Origin of the sequence: Ramlibacter sp. PS3R-8, assembly GCF_037572435.1 — a bacterium.
Classification (GTDB): domain Bacteria; phylum Pseudomonadota; class Gammaproteobacteria; order Burkholderiales; family Burkholderiaceae_C; genus Ramlibacter.
This window is the reverse complement of record NZ_JBBHGT010000006.1, coordinates 167,239-185,630: the sequence shown is the minus strand read 5'-3', so window position 1 is coordinate 185,630 and position 18,392 is coordinate 167,239. Positions and strand designations below refer to the sequence as shown.

The following is an 18,392-nucleotide window of genomic DNA, read 5'->3' as shown; positions in this document are numbered from 1 at the left end:
GCGCCTAGCCTGGCACGCTCCAAGTTCCGGCGCAGGCCCGTCTCTCTGCCGCGCAGACTCCTACGGCTTCAGGTCCGCGCGAAAGCCGTCCGCGCCGCGTTGGCCAGCGCCGCGCGCAGCCAGGTGTGGTCGCCGCGCTGTCCCTGGCGGCGATGCCAAAGCGCGTCGACGTGCACCGGGACCACGTCGAACGGCAGTTCGCGCTGCAGCAGCTCGTGCGCGCGGCCGGTGGTGCTGATGAAGTGCTCCGGCAGCACGGTCAGCAGGTCGGACGCCGCCACCACGCGGCCGGCGGTGAAGAACTGGTTGACCGTCATCACGACGCGCCGCTTCTTGCCCAGCGAGGCCACGGCCTCGTCGATGAAGCCGAACGGGCGGCCCGAGAAGCTGACCAGCAGATGGCGGGCGTCACAGTAGCGCTTGAGCGTCAGCGGCCCCTTGGCCAGCGGATGGTCCCGGCGCATCACGCAGACGTAGCGGCCGTCGTACAGGCGCTGGTGGTCGAAGGCCGTCAGGGGCCCGGCCTGGGCCTGCGCCGTCAGGTCGGCCAGCACGGCGGGAAAGAAGCCGACGGCCAGGTCCACCGAGCCATCGTCCAGGAGCTTGCGCGGATCCCGCGTGGTCAGCGGCACCACGCGGATGGTGATGCCGGGCGCGTCGCGTTCCATGATGGCCACCAGGCCAGGCATCAGTTCGGCGGCGGTGGCGTCCGCCATCGCCAGGGTGAAGGTGTTGGTGGCCTCGGCGGCGATGAACTCGCCTGGCGCGATGGTGTTCTCCAACTGGCGCAGCGCCTCCGCGATGGCAGGCCACAGGGCCAGGGCCCGCGGTGTGGGCTCCACGCCATACCCGCTGCGGCTGACGAGCCGGTCGCCCAGGGCATCGCGCAACCGGCTCAGCGCATTGCTCACCGCCGGCTGGGTCATCGACAGGTTGCGGGCCGCCCGGGTGAGGTTGCGCTCGCTCATCACGGCGTCGAACACTCGCAGCAGGTTCAGGTCCAGGGTCCGGAAGTTCGGGGCTTTCATACGTTTGGTGAATGATATACATCACTACTAAAAAGTAGAGAAATATCAGTGGTAACCCTAATATGTCTCTCACGCACCCGGCACCCGCCGGCAAGCGTCACAAGAGGGAGTAATTCAAATGGCACGATTCGTCTTATCAACCGAGCACGGCGGCGTGAACCGCATGGCGCGTGGTTTCGCCGCCCTCGGCAGCTTCAACATCACCATTGCCGCGCTGCACACGCTTTCGGCGATCGGCTCGCCGGTCACCCGCGCCGCCGGCGCCGCGCGCAGCGTCCTGGCCGGATGGTCCGCCGCTCGCAAGCAGCGTGCTGCCGACCGCAGGCTGTGGGACCTGGCGCTGACCGACGCCCGCATCATGGCCGACTTGAGCCGCGCGATGGGCCGCGACGCAGCGGACATCGGCCGCAACGACTGACGGGCCGGCGATGATCGCCGTCCTCCATTGGTTGCCGCGGTGGCTGCTGCGCGCGCTGGACCGCTGGTCGCACCGCGTGGCCCAGCGGCGCGGACTCGAGCGGCAGCGCCGGTGGCTGGCTCGCGGGGCGAAGCCGGTCGCAGCCGGGCCGGCGCCTGCGGTGTATCACCTGAAGCCTTGGCGCGATTGAGCGGCTGACCCGTCCTGATATAGGTTGACGCCTATCCGGGACTAAATTCCAGCCGCATTTGGCTGGCAAGAGACGCCCGATGCACCGCATCGGGCGTTTTGCATTCTAGGGACAGGTGCGGGCGGCGCTCGTTGTACAGCCGAATCGACTCGCCCACCATGGTGCGGGCCTGCTGGAGATCGCCTGGTCTTTGCAGCAGGAATTCCATCTTCAAGATGCCGTTGACCCGCTCGGCCAAGGCGTTCTGGTAGCAGTCGTGGCCGTCGGTCATTGAGCAGGTGATTCCGTGGCGGGCGTGGATGCTCTGGTATTCGGCTGAGCAGTACTGGATCCCGCGGTCCGAGTGGTGCACAAGCTTCTGGCTGGTTTGCCTGTGGCGCAACGCCATCTTCAGCGCTTGGCTGACTTGCCTCGTCTCCAGGCCGTCGTGAACGTGCCAGCCCACAATCTTGCGCGAGTAGGCGTCGGTCACCAAGCTCAAATAGGCCGTCTTCTCCTTGGTCGGCAGATAGGTCAGATCGGCAACCCACAGCTGCTCGCACCCAGTGGGCACCAGCTTGCCGGCGCCACCCTTGAGCAGATTGGGATGCCGACGGTAGTGATGATGGCTGTTGGTCGTCTTGTGGAACGCCCGTCGCGGCAGCACCAGCATGCGCTCCTCACGCAGCATGTTGAACAGCGCGTCGCGCCCCATCTTGATTCCCGCCTGCTGCAGCGGCTGCTTTAGCATGTGGTGCAGCTTGCGCGTGCCAATGCGTGGCTGATGCCTGCGCTCCGCGCTCACCAGCTCCGCCACGACGGTGTGCTGCTCAATGCGCTGACGCTCGCAGGCCAGGCGCTTGTAATGCGCCTGCCGGCTGATCCCCATGTAGCGGCAAGCCCTCGAGACGCTCAGCCCTTGGACGAGCTTTTGCGCGAGGACTTGCCCACAGGCTTTTTTGCGACTTTGACTCCGTAGTCGCGCTTGAGCACAGTCACCACTGCTTCGAAGAACTGCGCCTTCTCCTGCGCCTCCTTCAACTGCACCTCAAGTTCCTTGATGCGCTGCTCCGGCGTCAGCGGCTTCGGCGGCTCGGACATCTTTTGCAACCCTTTGGATGCCGATGATGCCGCCTTCCAGTCCTGTCGCCCGTGCTTGCGCAGCCAAACCAGCACCGTCGATGCCCCCTGGATGCCGTATCGCTGCTGCGCCTGGGCGTACGTGAGTTCGCCTCTTTCGACCTGGTCAACCACTGCCAACTTAAAAGCCAACGGGTAATCCCGCTGCGTCCTCTTAACCCATTGATCCAATTGACTTTCCTTTCTGATGAACAGAAAGGTGTCAACCCAATACAGGACGGGTCAGGCTCATGAAAAAAGCCACCCGCAGGGGTGGCTTTCCTTTTTGGCAGCCGTGGGCCCCCCGCGTCCGCGGGGGTGAGGCGTCAGGCCGCCAGCCGCTTCTCGATCGTCGCCTTGGTCGCCTTCAGCTCGGCAGGCAGCCGGTGCTCCAGTTGCTGGAACAGCTCCTCGTGCAGCTGCATCTCCTTCTGCCAGGCCGGCAGGTCGATGCCCATCACCTGGTCGAACTGCGCTTGCGTGAAAGGCAGGCCTTCCCAGTTCAGTTCCTTGTAGGCAGGGCTGATGCCGAAGACGTGCTGCTCGCCCCGGGCCTTGCCTTCGATGCGGTCGATCATCCACTTGAGCACGCGCATGTTCTCGCCGTACCCCGGCCAGACGAACTTGCCATCCTCGCCCTTGCGGAACCAGTTGGTGGTGAAGATCTTCGGCAGCTTGGCGCCCGACGCTTCCAGCTTGCGGCCGAGCGTCAGCCAGTGCTGGAAGTAGTCGCTCATGTTGTAGCCGGTAAAGGGCAGCATCGCGAACGGATCGCGGCGCACCACGCCGACTTGCCCGACGATGGCGGCCGTCGTCTCCGAACCCATGGTCGCCGCCATGTAGACGCCTTCGACCCAGTTGTTGGCCTCGGTCACCAGCGGCACGGTGGTGGAGCGGCGCCCGCCGAAGATGAAGGCGTCGATCGGCACGCCCGCCGGGTCGTCCCAGGCCGGGTCGAGCACCGGGTTGTTGATGGCGGCCACGGTGAAGCGAGCGTTCGGGTGCGCGGCCTTGGCGCCGGTCTCCTTGGCGATCTGCGGGGTCCAGTCCTTGCCCTGCCAGTCGATCGCGTGTGCCGGCGGCTCGCTCATGCCTTCCCACCACACGTCCCCGTCATCCGTCAGCGCCACGTTGGTGAAGATGACGTTCTTGTCCAGGCTGGCCATGCAGTTCGGGTTGGTCTGCGTGTTGGTGCCGGGAGCGACGCCGAAGTAGCCGGCCTCGGGATTGATCGCGTACAGGCGGCCGTCCGCGCCCGGCTTGATCCAGGCGATGTCGTCACCGATGGTGGTGACGCGCCAGCCCTCGAAGCCTTGCGGCGGGATGAGCATGGCGAAGTTGGTCTTGCCGCAGGCCGACGGGAAAGCGGCGGCCACGTGGTACTTCTTGCCCTCGGGCGAAGTCACGCCCAGGATCAGCATGTGCTCGGCCAGCCAGCCCTGGTCATGGCCCATGATGGAAGCGATGCGCAAGGCGAAGCATTTCTTGCCCAGCAGCGCATTGCCGCCGTAGCCGGAACCGTACGACCAGATCTCGCGCGTCTCGGGGTAGTGCACGATGTACTTGGTCTTGTTGCACGGCCACGGCACGTCCTCCTGGCCGGGCTGCAGCGGCGCGCCGACGGTGTGCAGGCAGGGGACGAACTCGCCGTTGACGCCGAGCACGTCGTAAACGGCCTTGCCCATGCGCGTCATGATGCGCATGTTGACCGCCACGTACGCGCTGTCGGACAGCTCGATGCCGATGTGGGCGATGGGCGAGCCGAGCGGGCCCATGGAGAAGGGCACGACATACATCGTGCGGCCCTTCATGCAGCCGTCGAACAGCGGCTGCAGCGTGGCGCGCATTTCGGCCGGGGCCACCCAGTTGTTGGTGGGGCCGGCGTCTTCTTTCTTGTCCCAGCAGATGAAGGTGCGCTCTTCGACGCGGGCGACGTCCGCGGGGTCGGAGCAGGCCAGGAAGGAGCCGGGACGCTTGACCGGGTCCAGCTTCTTGAAGGTGCCCTTGTCGACGAGCAGCTGGCACAGGCGGTCGTACTCCTCCTGGCTGCCATCGCACCAGTAGACCTGGTCGGGCTTGCACAGCGCCACCATGTCCGCCACCCAGGCGATCAGCCTGGCGTTCTTGACGAAGCCAGGGGTCCGCAGGTTCAGGCCCTGCATCACGGGAGAGTTCATCCTCGAAGCTCCTAAGTTTTGAAAGCGTGTTTCAAAAGGAGCAGGGAGGCGGCCGCCCCGATGCACGCCCTTTCAAAACAGGCTTCGGCCTCAGTCGGCTGCGGGTGTCGGCAGTCCACCGCTGGGTCGGCTGGGAGGCCATTTTAGGGAGCAGGGCGGGTAGGCAGGGGCCGTGACCGCGCGAAGTCATGCAAAACTTGCATACCTTTATGCCTCTAGCTCGGCCGGCCCCCAAACGGACGATGCCCCCAGGCATTGCTGCGAGGGGGCATCCGGAAAAGGGGGAAGGGAGCCGGTCAGGCCATGTAGATGGCGATGAACGCCAGCAGGAAGATCAGCGCGGCGCCGACGGCAGGCAGCACGATGGGAATCATCGGCACCACGTCTTCGATCGCATCGCGCGGTTCGAAGTGTTCGCCGTGCTTCGGGGGCTCGTTGGGGCTGGTCATGCGTTCCTCGGTTCCTGGATTGGCGCGATTTTATCGCAGGTGTCGGGGTGCGCTTGCGCGCAACCCGACCTACGTAGGCCGGGTTCGGCGCCGCCGACCCCGGCGTTCACAACAGAGCGTATGTCGTCGTCGCCCGGCAGGCGCTCTTGCCATCCTCCGCCCCGCGAATATCGATCTCGCCGAACGCCAGGCTCTTGCCGGCGCGCACCACCCGCGCCTGCACCAGCGCGTCCTGGGCCGACAGCGGCTTCAGGAAGCTCGTGTTCATCTGGACGGTGGTGCAGGGCTTGAAGCTGCCGAAGTGGTTGATCAGCGCCAGCACCATGGCCGTGTCCGCCGCCGCCATCATGGCCTGCCCGCAGAGCATGCCGCCCACGCGCGACAGCTGCGCGTCCTGCGGCAGCCGCAGCGTCACGCTGTCGGAGTCGAACGCCTCCACCCGCAACCCGAGCGCCTGCACCCAGGGCGCGAAGTAGTCGGGCAGCGCCTGCTGCAGCGTTTCCCGGTCCATCAGATCTCCTTCGCCTCGTAACCGGCTGCGGTCAGCGCCTCCAGCAGCGCCTGGACGTGGGCCCGGCCGCGCGTCTGCACGACCAGTTCGATCTCGACGTTCTGGGCGGCCAGCAGGGTGAAGGCGCGCTGGTGGTGGACTTCGTCGATGTTGGCCCCGGCCTGGCTGACCACCCCCGTGATGCGCGCCAGCGACCCGGGCACGTCGCGCGCGCACACCCGCAGCCGCGCCAGTCGCCCGGCCCGCACCATGCCGCGCTGGATCACGGCCGCCAGCAGCATCGGGTCGATGTTGCCCCCGCCGAGCACCAGCCCGACCTTCCGCCCGGCAAAGCGCGCCGGCTCCTTCATCACCGCGGCCAGCGGGGCCGCACCCGCGCCTTCCACCAGGGTCTTCTCCAGGTCCAGCAGCAGCACGATGGCCTGCTCGATGTCGCCTTCGTCCACCAGCACGATGTCGTCGACGTAGCGTTCCACCAGGGCCTGCGTGAACTGGCCCGGACGGCCGACCGCGATGCCCTCGGCGATGGTGGACTCGCCCTGCGGCAGCGACTGTTGCTTGAACGCGTTGAACATGTTGGGAAAGCGCAGCGTCTGCACGCCCACGACCTGCAGGCCGGGCTTGAGCGACCTGGCCGCCGCGGCGATGCCGCCGATCAGGCCGCCGCCGCCGACCGCGACCACCAGCGTATCGAGCTGCGGCACGGCCTCCAGCATCTCGAGCGCGACGGTGCCCTGGCCGGCGATGATGGCCTCGTCGTCGTAGGGGTGCACGAACACCAGTTTGCGCTGGTCCGCCAGCCCCAGCGCGTGGCTGCGCGCCTCTTCCAGGGTGTCGCCGTGCAGCACGATTTCGGCGCCGAAACCACGGGTGCGCTCCACCTTCACCATCGGCGTGAAGCGCGGCATGACGATCACCGCCCGCAACCCGAGCCGCTGGGCGTGGTAGGCCACACCCTGCGCATGGTTGCCCGCGCTCATGGCCACCACCCCGCGCTCCCGCTCCTCGCTGCTGAGCTGTGCCAGCTTGTTGCAGGCGCCGCGCTCCTTGAAGGACGCGGTGAACTGCAGGTTCTCGAACTTCAGGAACAGCTGGCAGCCGGCGATCTCCGACAGGGTGCGGGATTCCACGCACGGTGTCGCCATCACGTGCCCGTGCAGGCGGGCGGCGGCGGCGCGGATGTCTGGCAGGCCGATCATGGGGGCATTGTGACCGCCGCCGTGCGGCGGTGGTGCGCCGGCGCCACCCTTCCTCTTTGTCCATGTGCACGGACCGGCGTCTTCCATGTAGCATCGACCCGCGTTAACCCAAGACGCCCCATTGACGGAGGTCCGTTGGCCAAGCGTTCGCTGGATCTGCAAGTACTCCCCTCGCCGGGTCTCAAGGACGCACCGGTGCTGGACCTGATGTGCTCGCATTTCGTGCTGACGCTGGCCGCCAAGCAGGGCGCCAAGTTCAACGTGCGGCGCGACCTGAACGGCCTGCTGTCCCTCGCCGGCCGGCACCTGGCGTGGCCGGCGCCGTCGCTGGACCGCCTGCGCGAGTTCCTGGGCCGCCGCTGCAAGGACAACGAGTTCTGGCGCGGCCACGAGCAGTTGTCGCCGCGTGAATTCCTGGACCGGCACGGCGTCTGGCGCGGCCCGTACGAGGAAGGCACGCTGTTCTTCTACCTCGATGAATACGCCAAGGACCAGCCGAAGGACCTGCTGTCCGTGCTGACGGTCACCGGCGAGTGGCTGACGCACGCCCTGAAGAAACACTCCACGCTGGTGGAAAAGAACATCGACGCCCTGGCCAGCCTGCTGCAATTGAACAAGGCCGAGCGCGCGCTGCTGCTGTACGGCACGCTGGCGCGGTACCAGCGGGACCTGCGCAGCCTGCTGGTGGAGTTCAAGGTCAACAACGCGCCGGAGGCCTACGCGGCCATCGCCGAAGTGGCCGGCGTCAACGCCGCCGAGGTGGGCGAGGCCTTGCGGGCCGGCTCGCGGCTGGAGCGCATCGGCCTGGTCGAAAACCTGATCTCCGAACACAACATCACCGACCTGGCGGACCTGATGAAGGTCAGCGAAAAGCTGCCGCCGGTGCTGATGCGCGAGTACCGCGACCAGAACGAGCTGATGGCGGTGTTCACCCGTCCCTCGGCCAAGAGTTCGCTGACGCTGGAAGATTTCCAATTCGTCGCCGAGGACGCGCGGGTGCTGCGCGCCATGCTGCGCAACGGCATCGACCGCAAGGAGGCCGGCGTCAACGTGCTGCTGTACGGCCCGCCCGGCACCGGCAAGACCGAACTCGCCAAAGTGGTGGCGCAGGCTGCGGGGCTGGAGCTGTTCGAGGTGGAATATGCGGACCGCGACGGCAACTCGCTGAGCGGCCGCGACCGCTACCGCTCGCTGCAGATCGCGCAGGTGTTCCTCAAGGGCAGCTCGCAGGCCGCGCTGCTGTTCGACGAGGTCGAAGACGTCTTTCCGCCGATCTCCAGCGAGGCAGCGCAGATGCTGGCGCGGGCCGAGCAGGTGGTGGCGCCGCCATCCGGCAGCGTCAGTGGCAAGGCCTGGGTGAACCAGATCCTCGAATCCAACCCGGTGCCGACCATCTGGGTGACCAACCGCATCGAGCAGATCGACCCCGCTTTCCGCCGCCGCTTCGCCTATCACCTGGAGCTGAAGTCGCCGCCGCCCGGGGCGCGCGAAGCCATCGTGCGCAAGACGCTGGAAGGCGCGGAAGTTTCCGCCGCCTTCGTTACCCGCTTGACGGAACGCAAGGGGCTGACGCCGGCGCAGATCCGCACCGCGGTGCGCTTCGCCGGCCTCGCCGGGGAAGAAGGCGTGCAGATGGAAGACCTGATCGACCGCCAGTTGCGCAACGCGGACAAGGCACTGGGCACGCGCAGCTCCGACGGCGCGGCGCGCCCGTGCGTCACCACGTACGACCTCGACATGCTCAATGTGGAGTCGCGCTTCGAGGTGCCGCGCATCGTGGAGGCGCTCAAGGCGCGCGGCCACGGCACGCTGTGTTTCTACGGCGCACCGGGCACCGGCAAGACCGCGCTGGCCGAGCACATCGCGCGCAGCCTGGACAAGCCCCTGCTGATCAAGCAGGCGAGCGACCTCATGAGCAAGTTCGTCGGCGAGACCGAGCAGAACATGGCCGCGATGTTCCGCGAAGCCGAAGCCGAAAAGGCGGTGCTGCTGCTGGACGAGGCCGACAGCTTCCTGCAGGACCGGCGCGGCGCGCAGCGCACCTACGAGGTGACCGAGGTCAACGAGATGCTGCAGGGCATGGAGCGCTTCGCCGGCATCTTCGTCTGCACCACGAACTTGATGGACCGCATCGACCAGGCGGCGCTGCGCCGCTTCGCGTTCAAGATCCGCTTCAAGCCGCTCACCACGGTGCAGCGCGAGAAGATGTTCGTGACGGAGGCGCTGGGTGGGGATGCGTTGCTGCTGTCGCCGGAGGCAGCGTCACGGCTGGCGAAGCTGGACCAGATCTGTCCGGGAGACTTCGCCGCCGTGAAGCGCCAGGTGGAGATCCTCGCCGCGCAGCTTTCGCCCGAGGAGTTCCTCGAGCAGCTGGAGGCGGAGCATCGCATCAAGCCGGAAGTGCGCGAAGCGCGGAGCATCGGGTTCGTGCAGTGAGCCAAAGGCGAACAGCCGAACAGCCGGACAACCGGACGCAGAAGACGCAGAAACTACGCAGAAGACGCAGAAAAAACCAAGAAGGGTCTTGGAGTCCTTTTGCGTCTTCTGCGTGACTTTTGCGCCTTCTGCGTCCGGCTGTCAGTTCCCTCTAAGCCATCGCCTGCAACACGTCCAACACCCCCGGCCCATACTTCTCCAGCTTCGCCGCCCCGATCCCGCTGATCCCCTCCAGGTCCCGGACCGACCGCGGATCCGCCGCCGCGACCGCGGCCAGCGTCGCATCATGAAAGATGACATAGGCCGGCAGGTTGTGCGATCGCGCGACATCCGCCCGCCACGCCTTCAGCGCGGCAAACCGCTGCTGCGCGGCCTCGGTCAGCCCCGCTGCCGCAGCCGGGGGCGCGCCTTTCCTCGACCCGCGCTCGCGCCGCACGCGCCCGGCCGGCTGGTTGATCGACTCCCGCAGCGCCACCGGCTGCTCGCCCTTGAGCACGGCGCGCGAACCTTCCGTGAGATGCAGCGTGTTGTACGAAGAAGCGTCCACCTGCAGCGCCCCGGTGGCGATCAACTGCCGCAGCACGCCGCGCAACTGCTGCTCGGACAGCGCGGCGCCGATGCCGAACGTCGACAGCTTCTGGTGGCCGAACTGGTTGACCTTGTCGGTGACCTTGCCGCGCAGCACGTCCATGATGTGGCCGGCGCCGAAGTGCAGGCCATTGGCCTGCTGCACGCGGTAGATGGTGGACAGCAGCATGCGCGCCGCCTCGGTGCCGTCCCACACCGCGGGTGGCGCCACGCAGTTGTCGCAGTTGCCGCAAGGCGTGGACTGCTCGCCGAAGTACGCGAGCAAACGCACGCGCCGGCAGTCGGTGGCCTCGGCCAGCGCCAGCAGCGCATCGAGCTTGCCGCGCAGGCCCTGCTTGAACTCCTCGCCGGCCGGACTCTCGTCGATCATCCGCCGCTGGTTCACCACGTCCTGCAGGCCGTACGCCATCCACGCGTCCGATGGCAGGCCATCGCGGCCGGCACGGCCGGTCTCCTGGTAATAGCCTTCGATGTTCTTCGGCAGGTCCAGGTGGGCGACGAAGCGCACGTCCGGCTTGTCGATGCCCATGCCGAAGGCGATGGTGGCCGTCATCACCACGCCGTCCTCGCGCAGGAAGCGGTCCTGGTGCTTCTGTCGCACTTCGGCGTCGAGCCCCGCGTGATAAGGCAGGGCGTCCATTCCCTGCCTGCACAGGATCTCCGCGACCTCCTCCACCCGCTTGCGCGACTGGCAGTACACGATGCCCGCCTCGCCGGCGTGCTCGCCTTCGATGAAGCGCAGCAGCTGCTGCGTCGGGTCCGTCTTCTCGACGATGCTGTAGCGGATGTTGGGCCGGTCGAAGCTGCTGACGAACTGGCGCGCCTCCTCCAGTTGCAGGTGCTGCACGATGTCGGCGCGCGTGAGGCCGTCCGCCGTGGCGGTGAGGGCGATGCGCGGCACGCCGGCATAGCGCTCGTGCAGGACGGCCAGCGCGCGGTACTCCGGCCGGAAGTCGTGGCCCCACTGGCTCACGCAGTGGGCCTCGTCGATGGCGAACAGGCTCAGCTTGCCGGCCTCGCGCAGGCGGTCCAGCAGCTCCAGGAACCGTGGCGTGGTGACGCGCTCCGGCGCGGCGTAGAGCAGAGTCAGCTCGCCGCGCAGCAGCCGCTTTTCCACGGCATTGGCAGCCTCGCCGCTGAGCGTGGAATTCAGGAATGCGGCCTCGACTCCGGCTTCGTGCAGCGCACCGACCTGGTCGTGCATCAGGGCGATGAGGGGCGACACCACGATGGCGACGCCGTGGCCGGCCTGCTGGCGGGCCAGCGCGGGGATCTGGTAGCACAGCGATTTGCCGCCGCCGGTGGGCATGAGCACCAGCGCGTCGCCGCCGGCGATGACGTGGTCGATGATCTCGGCCTGCGGGCCGCGGAAGGCGCCGTAGCCGAAGACGTCCTTGAGGAGGGTGAGGGCAGTGGTCAAGGTGGCAATTGTCCGGGACAGTGAGGGTTCAACGCGTCCTTCTTAGAATGGGTGGACCATGAAGCCTGTGATCTATACCCGCGGCCAAGCCCTCCCCGCCCTGCTGAAGCAGCGCATCGTCATCCTGGACGGCGCCATGGGCACCATGATCCAGCGTTTCAAGTTGGTCGAGGCCGACTATCGCGGAAAGCTCCTTGCGGACCACCCCAAGGACGTCAAGAACAACGGCGACCTGCTGGTGCTGACGCGGCCGGACGTGATCCGCGACGTCCACGAGGGCTATCTGGCCGCCGGCGTGGACATCATCGAGACCAACACCTTCGGCGCCAATTCGATCGCCCAGGACGACTATGCCCTGGGCCACCTGGCGCGCGAGATGAACGTGGCCGCGGCGCGGCTGGCGCGCGAGGCCGCCGACAAGTTTTCCACGCCGGAGCACCCGCGCTTCGTGGCCGGCGCCCTGGGCCCGACGCCCCGCACCGCCAGCATCAGCCCCGACGTCAACGATCCGGGCGCGCGCAATGTCGATTTCGAGCAGCTGCGTGCCGCCTACTACGAGCAGGTGGAAGGCCTGGTCGAAGGCGGAGTGGACCTGCTGCTGGTGGAAACGATCTTCGACACGCTCAACGCCAAGGCGGCGCTGTTCGCCATCGAGGAATACTTCGCCGCCAGCGGCGAGCGGCTGCCGGTGATCATCAGCGGCACGGTGACGGACGCGTCCGGGCGCATCCTCAGCGGCCAGACGGTCACGGCTTTCTGGCACAGCGTGCGGCATGCCCAGCCGCTGGCGGTGGGCCTCAATTGCGCCCTGGGCGCGGCGCTGATGCGCCCGTACATCCAGGAGCTGGCCAAGGTGGCGGGCGACACCTTCATCAGCTGCTATCCGAACGCGGGGCTGCCCAATCCGATGGCGGAGACCGGCTTCGACGAAACGCCGGACGTGACGTCCCGCCTGCTGCGCGAGTTCGCCGCCGAAGGGCTGGTGAACATCGTCGGCGGCTGCTGCGGCACGACGCCGGAGCACATCGCAGCGATCGGCGACGCCGTGCGGCCGCTGGCCACGCGCACGCTCAAGCGCGATTTCTTCTACAAGGAAGCGGCCTGACGGTCCGGGTGGGACGGGCCGGCCAGCGGGCGGTAACCCGCTGGCCCCTCGTTGCCTGCCGCTTCCGGTAAGTCGCGACTCAACGCAGGAAGTATCGCCCGGCGGGGCCAGATGTTTTTGCCGAAGTCATGGCAGTCTGCGCGTTTTCCAGAAAACTATTCGGCCAAGTCGCGGTCCAGCAGATAAGATGCCTGCATGGACCCCATTGACCGGAAGATCCTCAAGGTCCTGCAGCAGGACGCCCGCGCCAGCCTGCAGCAGATCGGCCAGGCGGTGGGGCTGAGCCCGTCGCCGTGCTGGGAGCGCATCAAGAAGATGGAACTGGCCGGGGTGATCGAGGGCTACACGGTCCGGCTGAACGCCCAGGCGCTGGACCTGAACGACACGGTGCTGGTGCAGCTGACGCTGGACAGCCATACCGACAACACGCTGGAAAAGTTCGGCGAGGTGCTGGCCACCATCCCCGAGGTGATCGAGGCTTACCTGGTGTCGGGGGAGTACGACTACCTGCTGCGGGTGGCGGTGAAGGACACCCGGGACTACGAACGGCTGCTGCGCGAGAAGCTCTACAAGATCAAGGGCATCCGGCACAGCAAGTCGTCGTTCGTGCTGCGGACGTTGAAGAAGGCGGATCTGCCGCTTTGAATGTCGGGGTCGCTTCGCGAACCCGACCTACAGGGAAAACGACCGCATTGGTAGGTCGGGTTCGCGAAGCGACCCCGCCACCACTGTAAAATCCCCCCAGCTCAAGGAGCGCTGCAGCGGCCCGCCCGCCAGGCTTGAGATGGATTCCAACCGCGCTCACCCGGACCCCCCACGAGGTGAGTGAGATGCAGCAGCAAGACCTACCCCCCCTGAAGCTTTCCGGCCTGGAGCCCGTTGCCATCGGCACCGGCTCGTTGTTCGTCAACATCGGCGAGCGCACCAACGTCACCGGTTCCAAAGCCTTCGCCAAGCTGATCCTGGCCGGCCAGTTCGAGCAGGCGCTCGCAGTCGCGCGCCAGCAGGTCGAGAACGGCGCCCAGGTCATCGACATCAACATGGACGAAGCCATGCTGGACAGCAAGGCGGCCATGGTGCGCTTCCTGCAGCTGATCGCCAGCGAGCCGGACATCGCACGCGTGCCGATCATGGTCGACTCGTCCAAGTGGGAGGTGATCGAGGCCGGGCTGCGCTGCATCCAGGGCAAGGGCATCGTCAACTCGATCAGCATGAAGGAAGGCGAAGCGGAGTTCCGCCGCCAGGCCACGCTGGTGCGCCGCTACGGCGCCGCCGCCGTGGTGATGGCCTTCGACGAGAAAGGCCAGGCCGACACCTACCAGCGCAAGATCGAGATCTGCCAGCGCGCCTACCGCATCCTGGTGGACGAAGTGAACTTCCCGGCCGAGGACATCATCTTCGACCCGAACATCTTCGCCATCGCCACCGGCATCGAGGAGCACGACAACTACGCGGTCGATTTCATTAACGCGGTGAAGTGGATCAAGGAGAACCTGCCGGGCGCCAAGGTCAGCGGCGGAGTGTCGAACGTCAGCTTCTCCTTCCGCGGCAACGACCCGGTGCGCGAGGCGATCCACACCGTCTTCCTGTACCACGCCATCCAGGCGGGCATGGACATGGGCATCGTCAACGCCGGCATGGTCGGCGTCTACGACGAGCTGGAGCCGCAGTTGCGCGAGCGCGTCGAGGACGTCGTGCTCAATCGCCGTCCCGATGCCGGCGAACGCCTGGTCGAGATCGCCGAGCAGGCCAAGGGCGCGTCGAAGGACGAGGGCAAGAAGAACGAATGGCGCGCGCTGCCGGTGGAGCAGCGCCTGGCGCACGCCCTGGTGCACGGCATCACGGACCACATCGTCGTCGACACCGAGGAGATGTACCAGAAGGTGCTGGCCATCAAGGGCCGGCCGCTGCACGTCATCGAAGGCCCGCTCATGGACGGCATGAACATCGTCGGCGACCTGTTCGGCGCCGGCAAGATGTTCCTGCCGCAGGTGGTGAAGTCGGCGCGCGTGATGAAGCAGGCCGTGGCCCACCTCATTCCCTACATCGAGGAAGAGAAAAAGCAGCAGGAAGCCGCCGGCGAGGACGTGCGCGCCAAGGGCAAGATCGTCATCGCCACCGTCAAGGGCGACGTGCACGACATCGGCAAGAACATCGTCACCGTCGTGCTCCAGTGCAACAACTTCGAGGTGGTGAACATGGGCGTGATGGTCCCGTGCCACGAGATCCTGGCGAGGGCCAAGGTCGAGGGCGCCGACATCGTCGGCCTGTCGGGGCTGATCACGCCGTCGCTGGAGGAGATGCAGTACGTCGCCAGCGAGATGCAGAAGGACGACCACTTCCGCGTGAAGAAGATCCCGCTGCTGATCGGCGGCGCCACCACCAGCCGCGTGCACACCGCCGTCAAGATCGCGCCGCACTACGAAGGCCCGGTGGTCTATGTGCCGGATGCGTCGCGCAGCGTGAGCGTGGCGCAGAGCCTGCTGTCCGACCAGGCGGCGAAGTACATCGCCGACGTCAACGCCGACTACGACCGGGTGCGGCAGCAGCACGCCAGCAAGAAGCAGGTGCCGCTGTGGCCGCTGGCCAAGGCGCGCGCCAACAAGACGCCGGTGGACTGGTCGCACTACACGCCGCCGCAGCCCAAGTTCATCGGCCGGCGCGTGTTCAAGAACTACGACCTGGCGGAACTCGCGCGCACCATCGACTGGGGACCGTTCTTCCAGACCTGGGACCTGGCCGGCCGCTTCCCGGAGATCCTGAAGGACGAAGTGGTGGGCGCGGAGGCGGTGCGCGTGATGTCCGATGGCCAGCGGATGCTCAAGCGCCTGGTCGAGGGCCGCTGGCTCACGGCCAACGCGGTGATGGGCCTGTGGCCCGCGAACACCGTGAACCACGACGACATCGAGTTGTATGCGGATGAATCGCGCACGCAAACCGTGATGACTTGGTACGGCCTGCGCCAGCAAACCGAAAAGCAGGTGATCGACGGCGTGATCCGACCGAGCCGCGCGCTGGCCGATTTCGTCGCGCCGAAGGGCGTCGCGCCGGACTACCTCGGCGCCTTCGCGGTCACGGCGGGCATCGGCGTGGACCAGAAGGAGCAGTATTTCCTGGCGGACCACGACGACTACTCCGCGATCATGCTCAAGGCGCTGGCCGACCGGCTGGCCGAAGCCCTGGCCGAGGCCTTGCACCAGCGCGTGCGCAAGGACCTGTGGGGCTATGCGCCCGACGAGAGCCTCTCCACGGAAGACCTCGTCGCCGAGAAGTACCGCGGCATCCGGCCGGCCCCCGGCTACCCGGCCTGCCCGGACCACAGCGTCAAGCGCGACCTGTTCGCGCTGCTGCGCCCGGAGGAGATCGGCATGGGCATCACGGAGAGCATGGCCATGACGCCGGCGGCCAGCGTCAGCGGCTTCTATCTCAGCCATCCGGACAGCCAGTACTTCAACGTCGGGCGCATCGGCGACGACCAGGTCGCGGACCTGGCGCAGCGCCGCGGCGCCACGGTGCAGGACCTGCAGCGGCTGCTGGCGCCGAACCTCTGACGCGTCACACGGAAATGCGCGTGCATGTCATGCTCCCGGCATGGCGCTCACCGACCACATCCCCGACAGGCTGAAACGCGCGGCCCGGCCGCTGGCGCCGCTCGCGCGAGCGTTCACCCTCTGGAGCGAAGCCGGCGGCATGCGCATGAGCGCGGCGATGTCGTTTTACGGCATCCTCAGCCTCGCGCCGCTGCTGCTGGCCATCGTGGCCATCCTCGGCTGGTGGATGGACCGCGAGGTGCTGGAGAAAGGCCTGCTCGACCAGATCGGCGGCGTGATCGGGCCGCAGGGCACGGCGCTGCTCGCGCAGGCGATGCAGAGCGCCCAGCAACCGTCGCAGGGCATCACGGCCAGCATCATCGGCTTCGTGGTGCTGCTGTTCGGCGCCACCGGCGTGTTCGGCGAACTGCAAGACGCGTTCGAGTTGGTGTGGCGGCAGGGCGGCGCCGGCGCGAAGAAGCAGAACTGGCGGCATACGGCGAGCGTGCGGCTGCGCGGCGTCGGCTACATCCTGGTGTTCGGCTTCCTGCTGCTCGTGTCGCTGGTGTTCTCCACGCTGCTATCGCTGTTTTCGGGCTGGGTCGGTGCGCAACCCTCGCTCGAGATTGCGCTGCGGGTGTTGAACGAAGTGGTCGGCTTCGTGATCGGCGCAGCGCTCTTCGTCGGTCTCATGCGCCTGTCCAGCGGACGCAAGCCGAAGCTGCGTTTCCTGGTGTTCGGTGCCTGCGTGGGAGCGATCCTGTTCACCATCGGCCGGCAGTTGATGGCGTTGTATCTCTCCAGTGCGGCGGTGGTCTCGGCGTATGGAGCGGCCGGTTCACTGATCGTGCTGTTGATGTGGATCTATTTCTCGTCCGCAGTGCTGCTGCTCGGCGCCAGTTGCGCGCGGGCGCTGGAGGAGTACGTGGACGACAAGCGCAAAGCTGGGGTTCCTGCGTCGCGCAGGCCGGCGGTGAGCGCGTCAGCCGAACCCCGGTGATCGGCGCGCGCCGTTCAGCGCGGCAACAACGAGCGCCGCTGCGCCATCACTAGCGCCACGCACGCCACCACCGCCACCCCCAGCAGCATCACCAGCCCCCACCGGTAGCCGGCCTCCCGCGTCCACAGCACCCCCAGCAGCACCGGCGCCAGCGCCCGCGCGATCGCGGTTGGAATTCCCAACGCGCCATTGAGCGACGCCACGTGGTCCCGGTTCACGTATTGGGCAATGGCCGTGCCCTTGACGATGGTCAGCATCCCGTTGCCCAGGCCGTACAGCACCACGAACAGCACCCCCGCCAAGGGCGAAGCCGCGCCGGCGATCAGCGCCGCCAGCGACAGCGGGATCAGCACCGGAATGAGCCGGTTCGCCAGGTGCAGGTCGAAACGATGTTCGAAGAAGTACAGCAGCAGCCGTCCAAGCACCTGCACCACGCCGATGGTGGCCGGGATGGCGATCACCCAGGCCTCGTGCAGGCCGGCCTCGCGCAGCAGGCTGATCAGGTGCGGCGGGATCGCCGCGGTGATGCCCATCATCCCGATGACGAACACGCCGATCAGCAGGAACGGCGCGCTGCGCAGCAGCGAAGCAGGGGAGTGCTCCCCGGGCGCCGCTGGTGCGGATGGACCCGGGGCGCCGCGCAAACACCGGGCGTGGATCGGCACGCAAAGCAGCAGGTGCACCGCCGCCAGCACCAGCACCGCGTTGCGCCAGCCACCGCCCTGGATCAACGCCGCCGACAGCGGGATGAACACGCTGCTGGCCAGGCCGCCCAGAAAGGTGATGGTGATGATGGCGCGGCGGAAATCCGCCGGGTAGCGCCGCGTGACCACCGCGAACACCGGCGCGTACAAGGTGCCGGCGAGCGCCGCGCCCAGCAGGATCCAGGTCGCATAGAAAGCCGCCGTCGAATGGACGAAGGCATGCAGTACCAGCCCGAGGGCGACCAGCAGCGAGCCGCCCGTCATCACGGCGCGCTCGTGGCCGCGGTCGATCCAGCGGCCGACCGGATAGGCGCACAGTCCCTCGGCCAGCAGGGCCAAGCTGAAGGCCAGCGACGATTGCGCCCGCGTCAGCCCGAGCTCGCGTTCGACGGGCTCCAGCAGCAGGGCGAAGGTGTAGAAGACGCTGCCCCAGGTGATCAGCTGGGCGAGCGAAAGCCACAGCACGAGGGCGGAGCGGGAGAGCGGGCGGGTCGTCATCAGCGGCCGGCCCATTATCGCGGGGCTCGCGTGCCATGCCG

Annotated in this window: 15 protein-coding genes and 1 riboswitch; of the genes, 7 read left to right on the top strand and 8 right to left on the bottom strand. The window is 67.2% G+C overall.

Going from position 1 to position 18,392, the window contains the following annotated elements:
• Positions 1-68: 68 nt before the first annotated feature.
• On the bottom strand, positions 69-1,028 hold the full coding sequence (locus tag WG902_RS19245; RefSeq protein WP_340061817.1) for a LysR family transcriptional regulator: 960 nt from the start codon (positions 1,026-1,028) through the stop codon (positions 69-71).
• Positions 1,029-1,146: 118 nt separating this feature from the next.
• Between WG902_RS19245 and WG902_RS19240 the strand changes: the two genes are divergently transcribed.
• Positions 1,147-1,446, top strand: a complete 300-nt coding sequence (locus WG902_RS19240) for a hypothetical protein (RefSeq protein WP_340061816.1) — start codon at positions 1,147-1,149, stop codon at positions 1,444-1,446.
• A 10-nt stretch (positions 1,447-1,456) separates the two neighbouring features.
• Positions 1,457-1,636 carry a hypothetical protein gene (locus WG902_RS19235; RefSeq protein WP_340061815.1) on the top strand — a complete coding sequence of 60 codons (180 nt, stop codon included), beginning with the start codon at positions 1,457-1,459 and terminating at the stop codon, positions 1,634-1,636.
• 31 nt (positions 1,637-1,667) lie between these two features.
• Here the strand turns inward: WG902_RS19235 and WG902_RS19230 are convergent.
• The 5 genes from WG902_RS19230 to WG902_RS19210 all read right to left on the bottom strand — a co-directional run bounded on the left by WG902_RS19230 (position 1,668) and on the right by WG902_RS19210 (position 7,070).
• A protein-coding gene (locus WG902_RS19230; protein WP_340061708.1) for an IS3 family transposase occupies positions 1,668-2,926 on the bottom strand; the annotation gives its coding sequence in 2 pieces (ribosomal slippage) (positions 1,668-2,576 and positions 2,579-2,926; 1,257 coding nt in all).
• Positions 2,927-3,060: 134 nt separating this feature from the next.
• Entirely contained in the window at positions 3,061-4,911 is a 1,851-nt protein-coding gene (locus tag WG902_RS19225; RefSeq protein WP_340061814.1) for a phosphoenolpyruvate carboxykinase (GTP), read from the bottom strand.
• A 296-nt stretch (positions 4,912-5,207) separates the two neighbouring features.
• Positions 5,208-5,360, bottom strand: coding sequence for a hypothetical protein (locus WG902_RS19220; protein ID WP_340061813.1), 153 nt, complete (start codon positions 5,358-5,360; stop codon positions 5,208-5,210).
• Between the two features lie 106 nt (positions 5,361-5,466).
• Positions 5,467-5,871 carry a PaaI family thioesterase gene (locus WG902_RS19215; protein WP_340061812.1) on the bottom strand — a complete coding sequence of 135 codons (405 nt, stop codon included), beginning with the start codon at positions 5,869-5,871 and terminating at the stop codon, positions 5,467-5,469.
• Positions 5,871-7,070: a threonine ammonia-lyase gene (locus WG902_RS19210; protein WP_340061811.1), complete on the bottom strand. Its 1,200-nt coding sequence runs from the start codon at positions 7,068-7,070 to the stop codon at positions 5,871-5,873. Before WG902_RS19210 ends, WG902_RS19215 begins: the two co-directional genes overlap by 1 nt.
• Positions 7,071-7,205: 135 nt before the next feature.
• On the opposite strand from WG902_RS19210, the gene WG902_RS19205 reads away from it, so the two are divergent.
• On the top strand, positions 7,206-9,506 hold the full coding sequence (locus tag WG902_RS19205) for an ATP-binding protein (RefSeq protein WP_340061810.1): 2,301 nt from the start codon (positions 7,206-7,208) through the stop codon (positions 9,504-9,506).
• 151 nt (positions 9,507-9,657) lie between these two features.
• Here the strand turns inward: WG902_RS19205 and recQ are convergent, their stop codons facing one another.
• The gene (gene recQ / locus WG902_RS19200; protein WP_340061809.1) at positions 9,658-11,514 is read right to left on the bottom strand and encodes a DNA helicase RecQ; all 1,857 of its coding nucleotides are present in this window, start codon (positions 11,512-11,514) and stop codon (positions 9,658-9,660) included.
• A gap of 58 nt (positions 11,515-11,572) precedes the next feature.
• On the opposite strand from recQ, the gene WG902_RS19195 reads away from it, so the two are divergent.
• The 4 genes from WG902_RS19195 (at position 11,573) to WG902_RS19180 (ending at position 17,149) form a co-directional block, all read left to right on the top strand.
• The gene (locus tag WG902_RS19195; RefSeq protein ID WP_340061808.1) at positions 11,573-12,619 is read left to right on the top strand and encodes a homocysteine S-methyltransferase family protein; all 1,047 of its coding nucleotides are present in this window, start codon (positions 11,573-11,575) and stop codon (positions 12,617-12,619) included.
• Between the two features lie 195 nt (positions 12,620-12,814).
• Positions 12,815-13,264, top strand: coding sequence for an Lrp/AsnC family transcriptional regulator (locus WG902_RS19190; protein ID WP_340061807.1), 450 nt, complete (start codon positions 12,815-12,817; stop codon positions 13,262-13,264).
• Between the two features lie 97 nt (positions 13,265-13,361).
• A riboswitch (S-adenosyl-L-homocysteine riboswitch) is annotated at positions 13,362-13,429 on the top strand.
• Between the two features lie 20 nt (positions 13,430-13,449).
• A complete protein-coding gene (gene metH / locus WG902_RS19185; RefSeq protein WP_340061806.1) occupies positions 13,450-16,170 on the top strand; it encodes a methionine synthase in 2,721 nt (906 codons plus the stop codon).
• Positions 16,171-16,210: 40 nt separating this feature from the next.
• Positions 16,211-17,149 carry a YihY/virulence factor BrkB family protein gene (locus tag WG902_RS19180; protein ID WP_340061805.1) on the top strand — a complete coding sequence of 313 codons (939 nt, stop codon included), beginning with the start codon at positions 16,211-16,213 and terminating at the stop codon, positions 17,147-17,149.
• 14 nt (positions 17,150-17,163) lie between these two features.
• On the opposite strand, the gene WG902_RS19175 is transcribed toward WG902_RS19180, so the two are convergent.
• Positions 17,164-18,351, bottom strand: coding sequence for an MFS transporter (locus WG902_RS19175; RefSeq protein ID WP_340061804.1), 1,188 nt, complete (start codon positions 18,349-18,351; stop codon positions 17,164-17,166).
• Positions 18,352-18,392 lie beyond the last annotated feature (41 nt).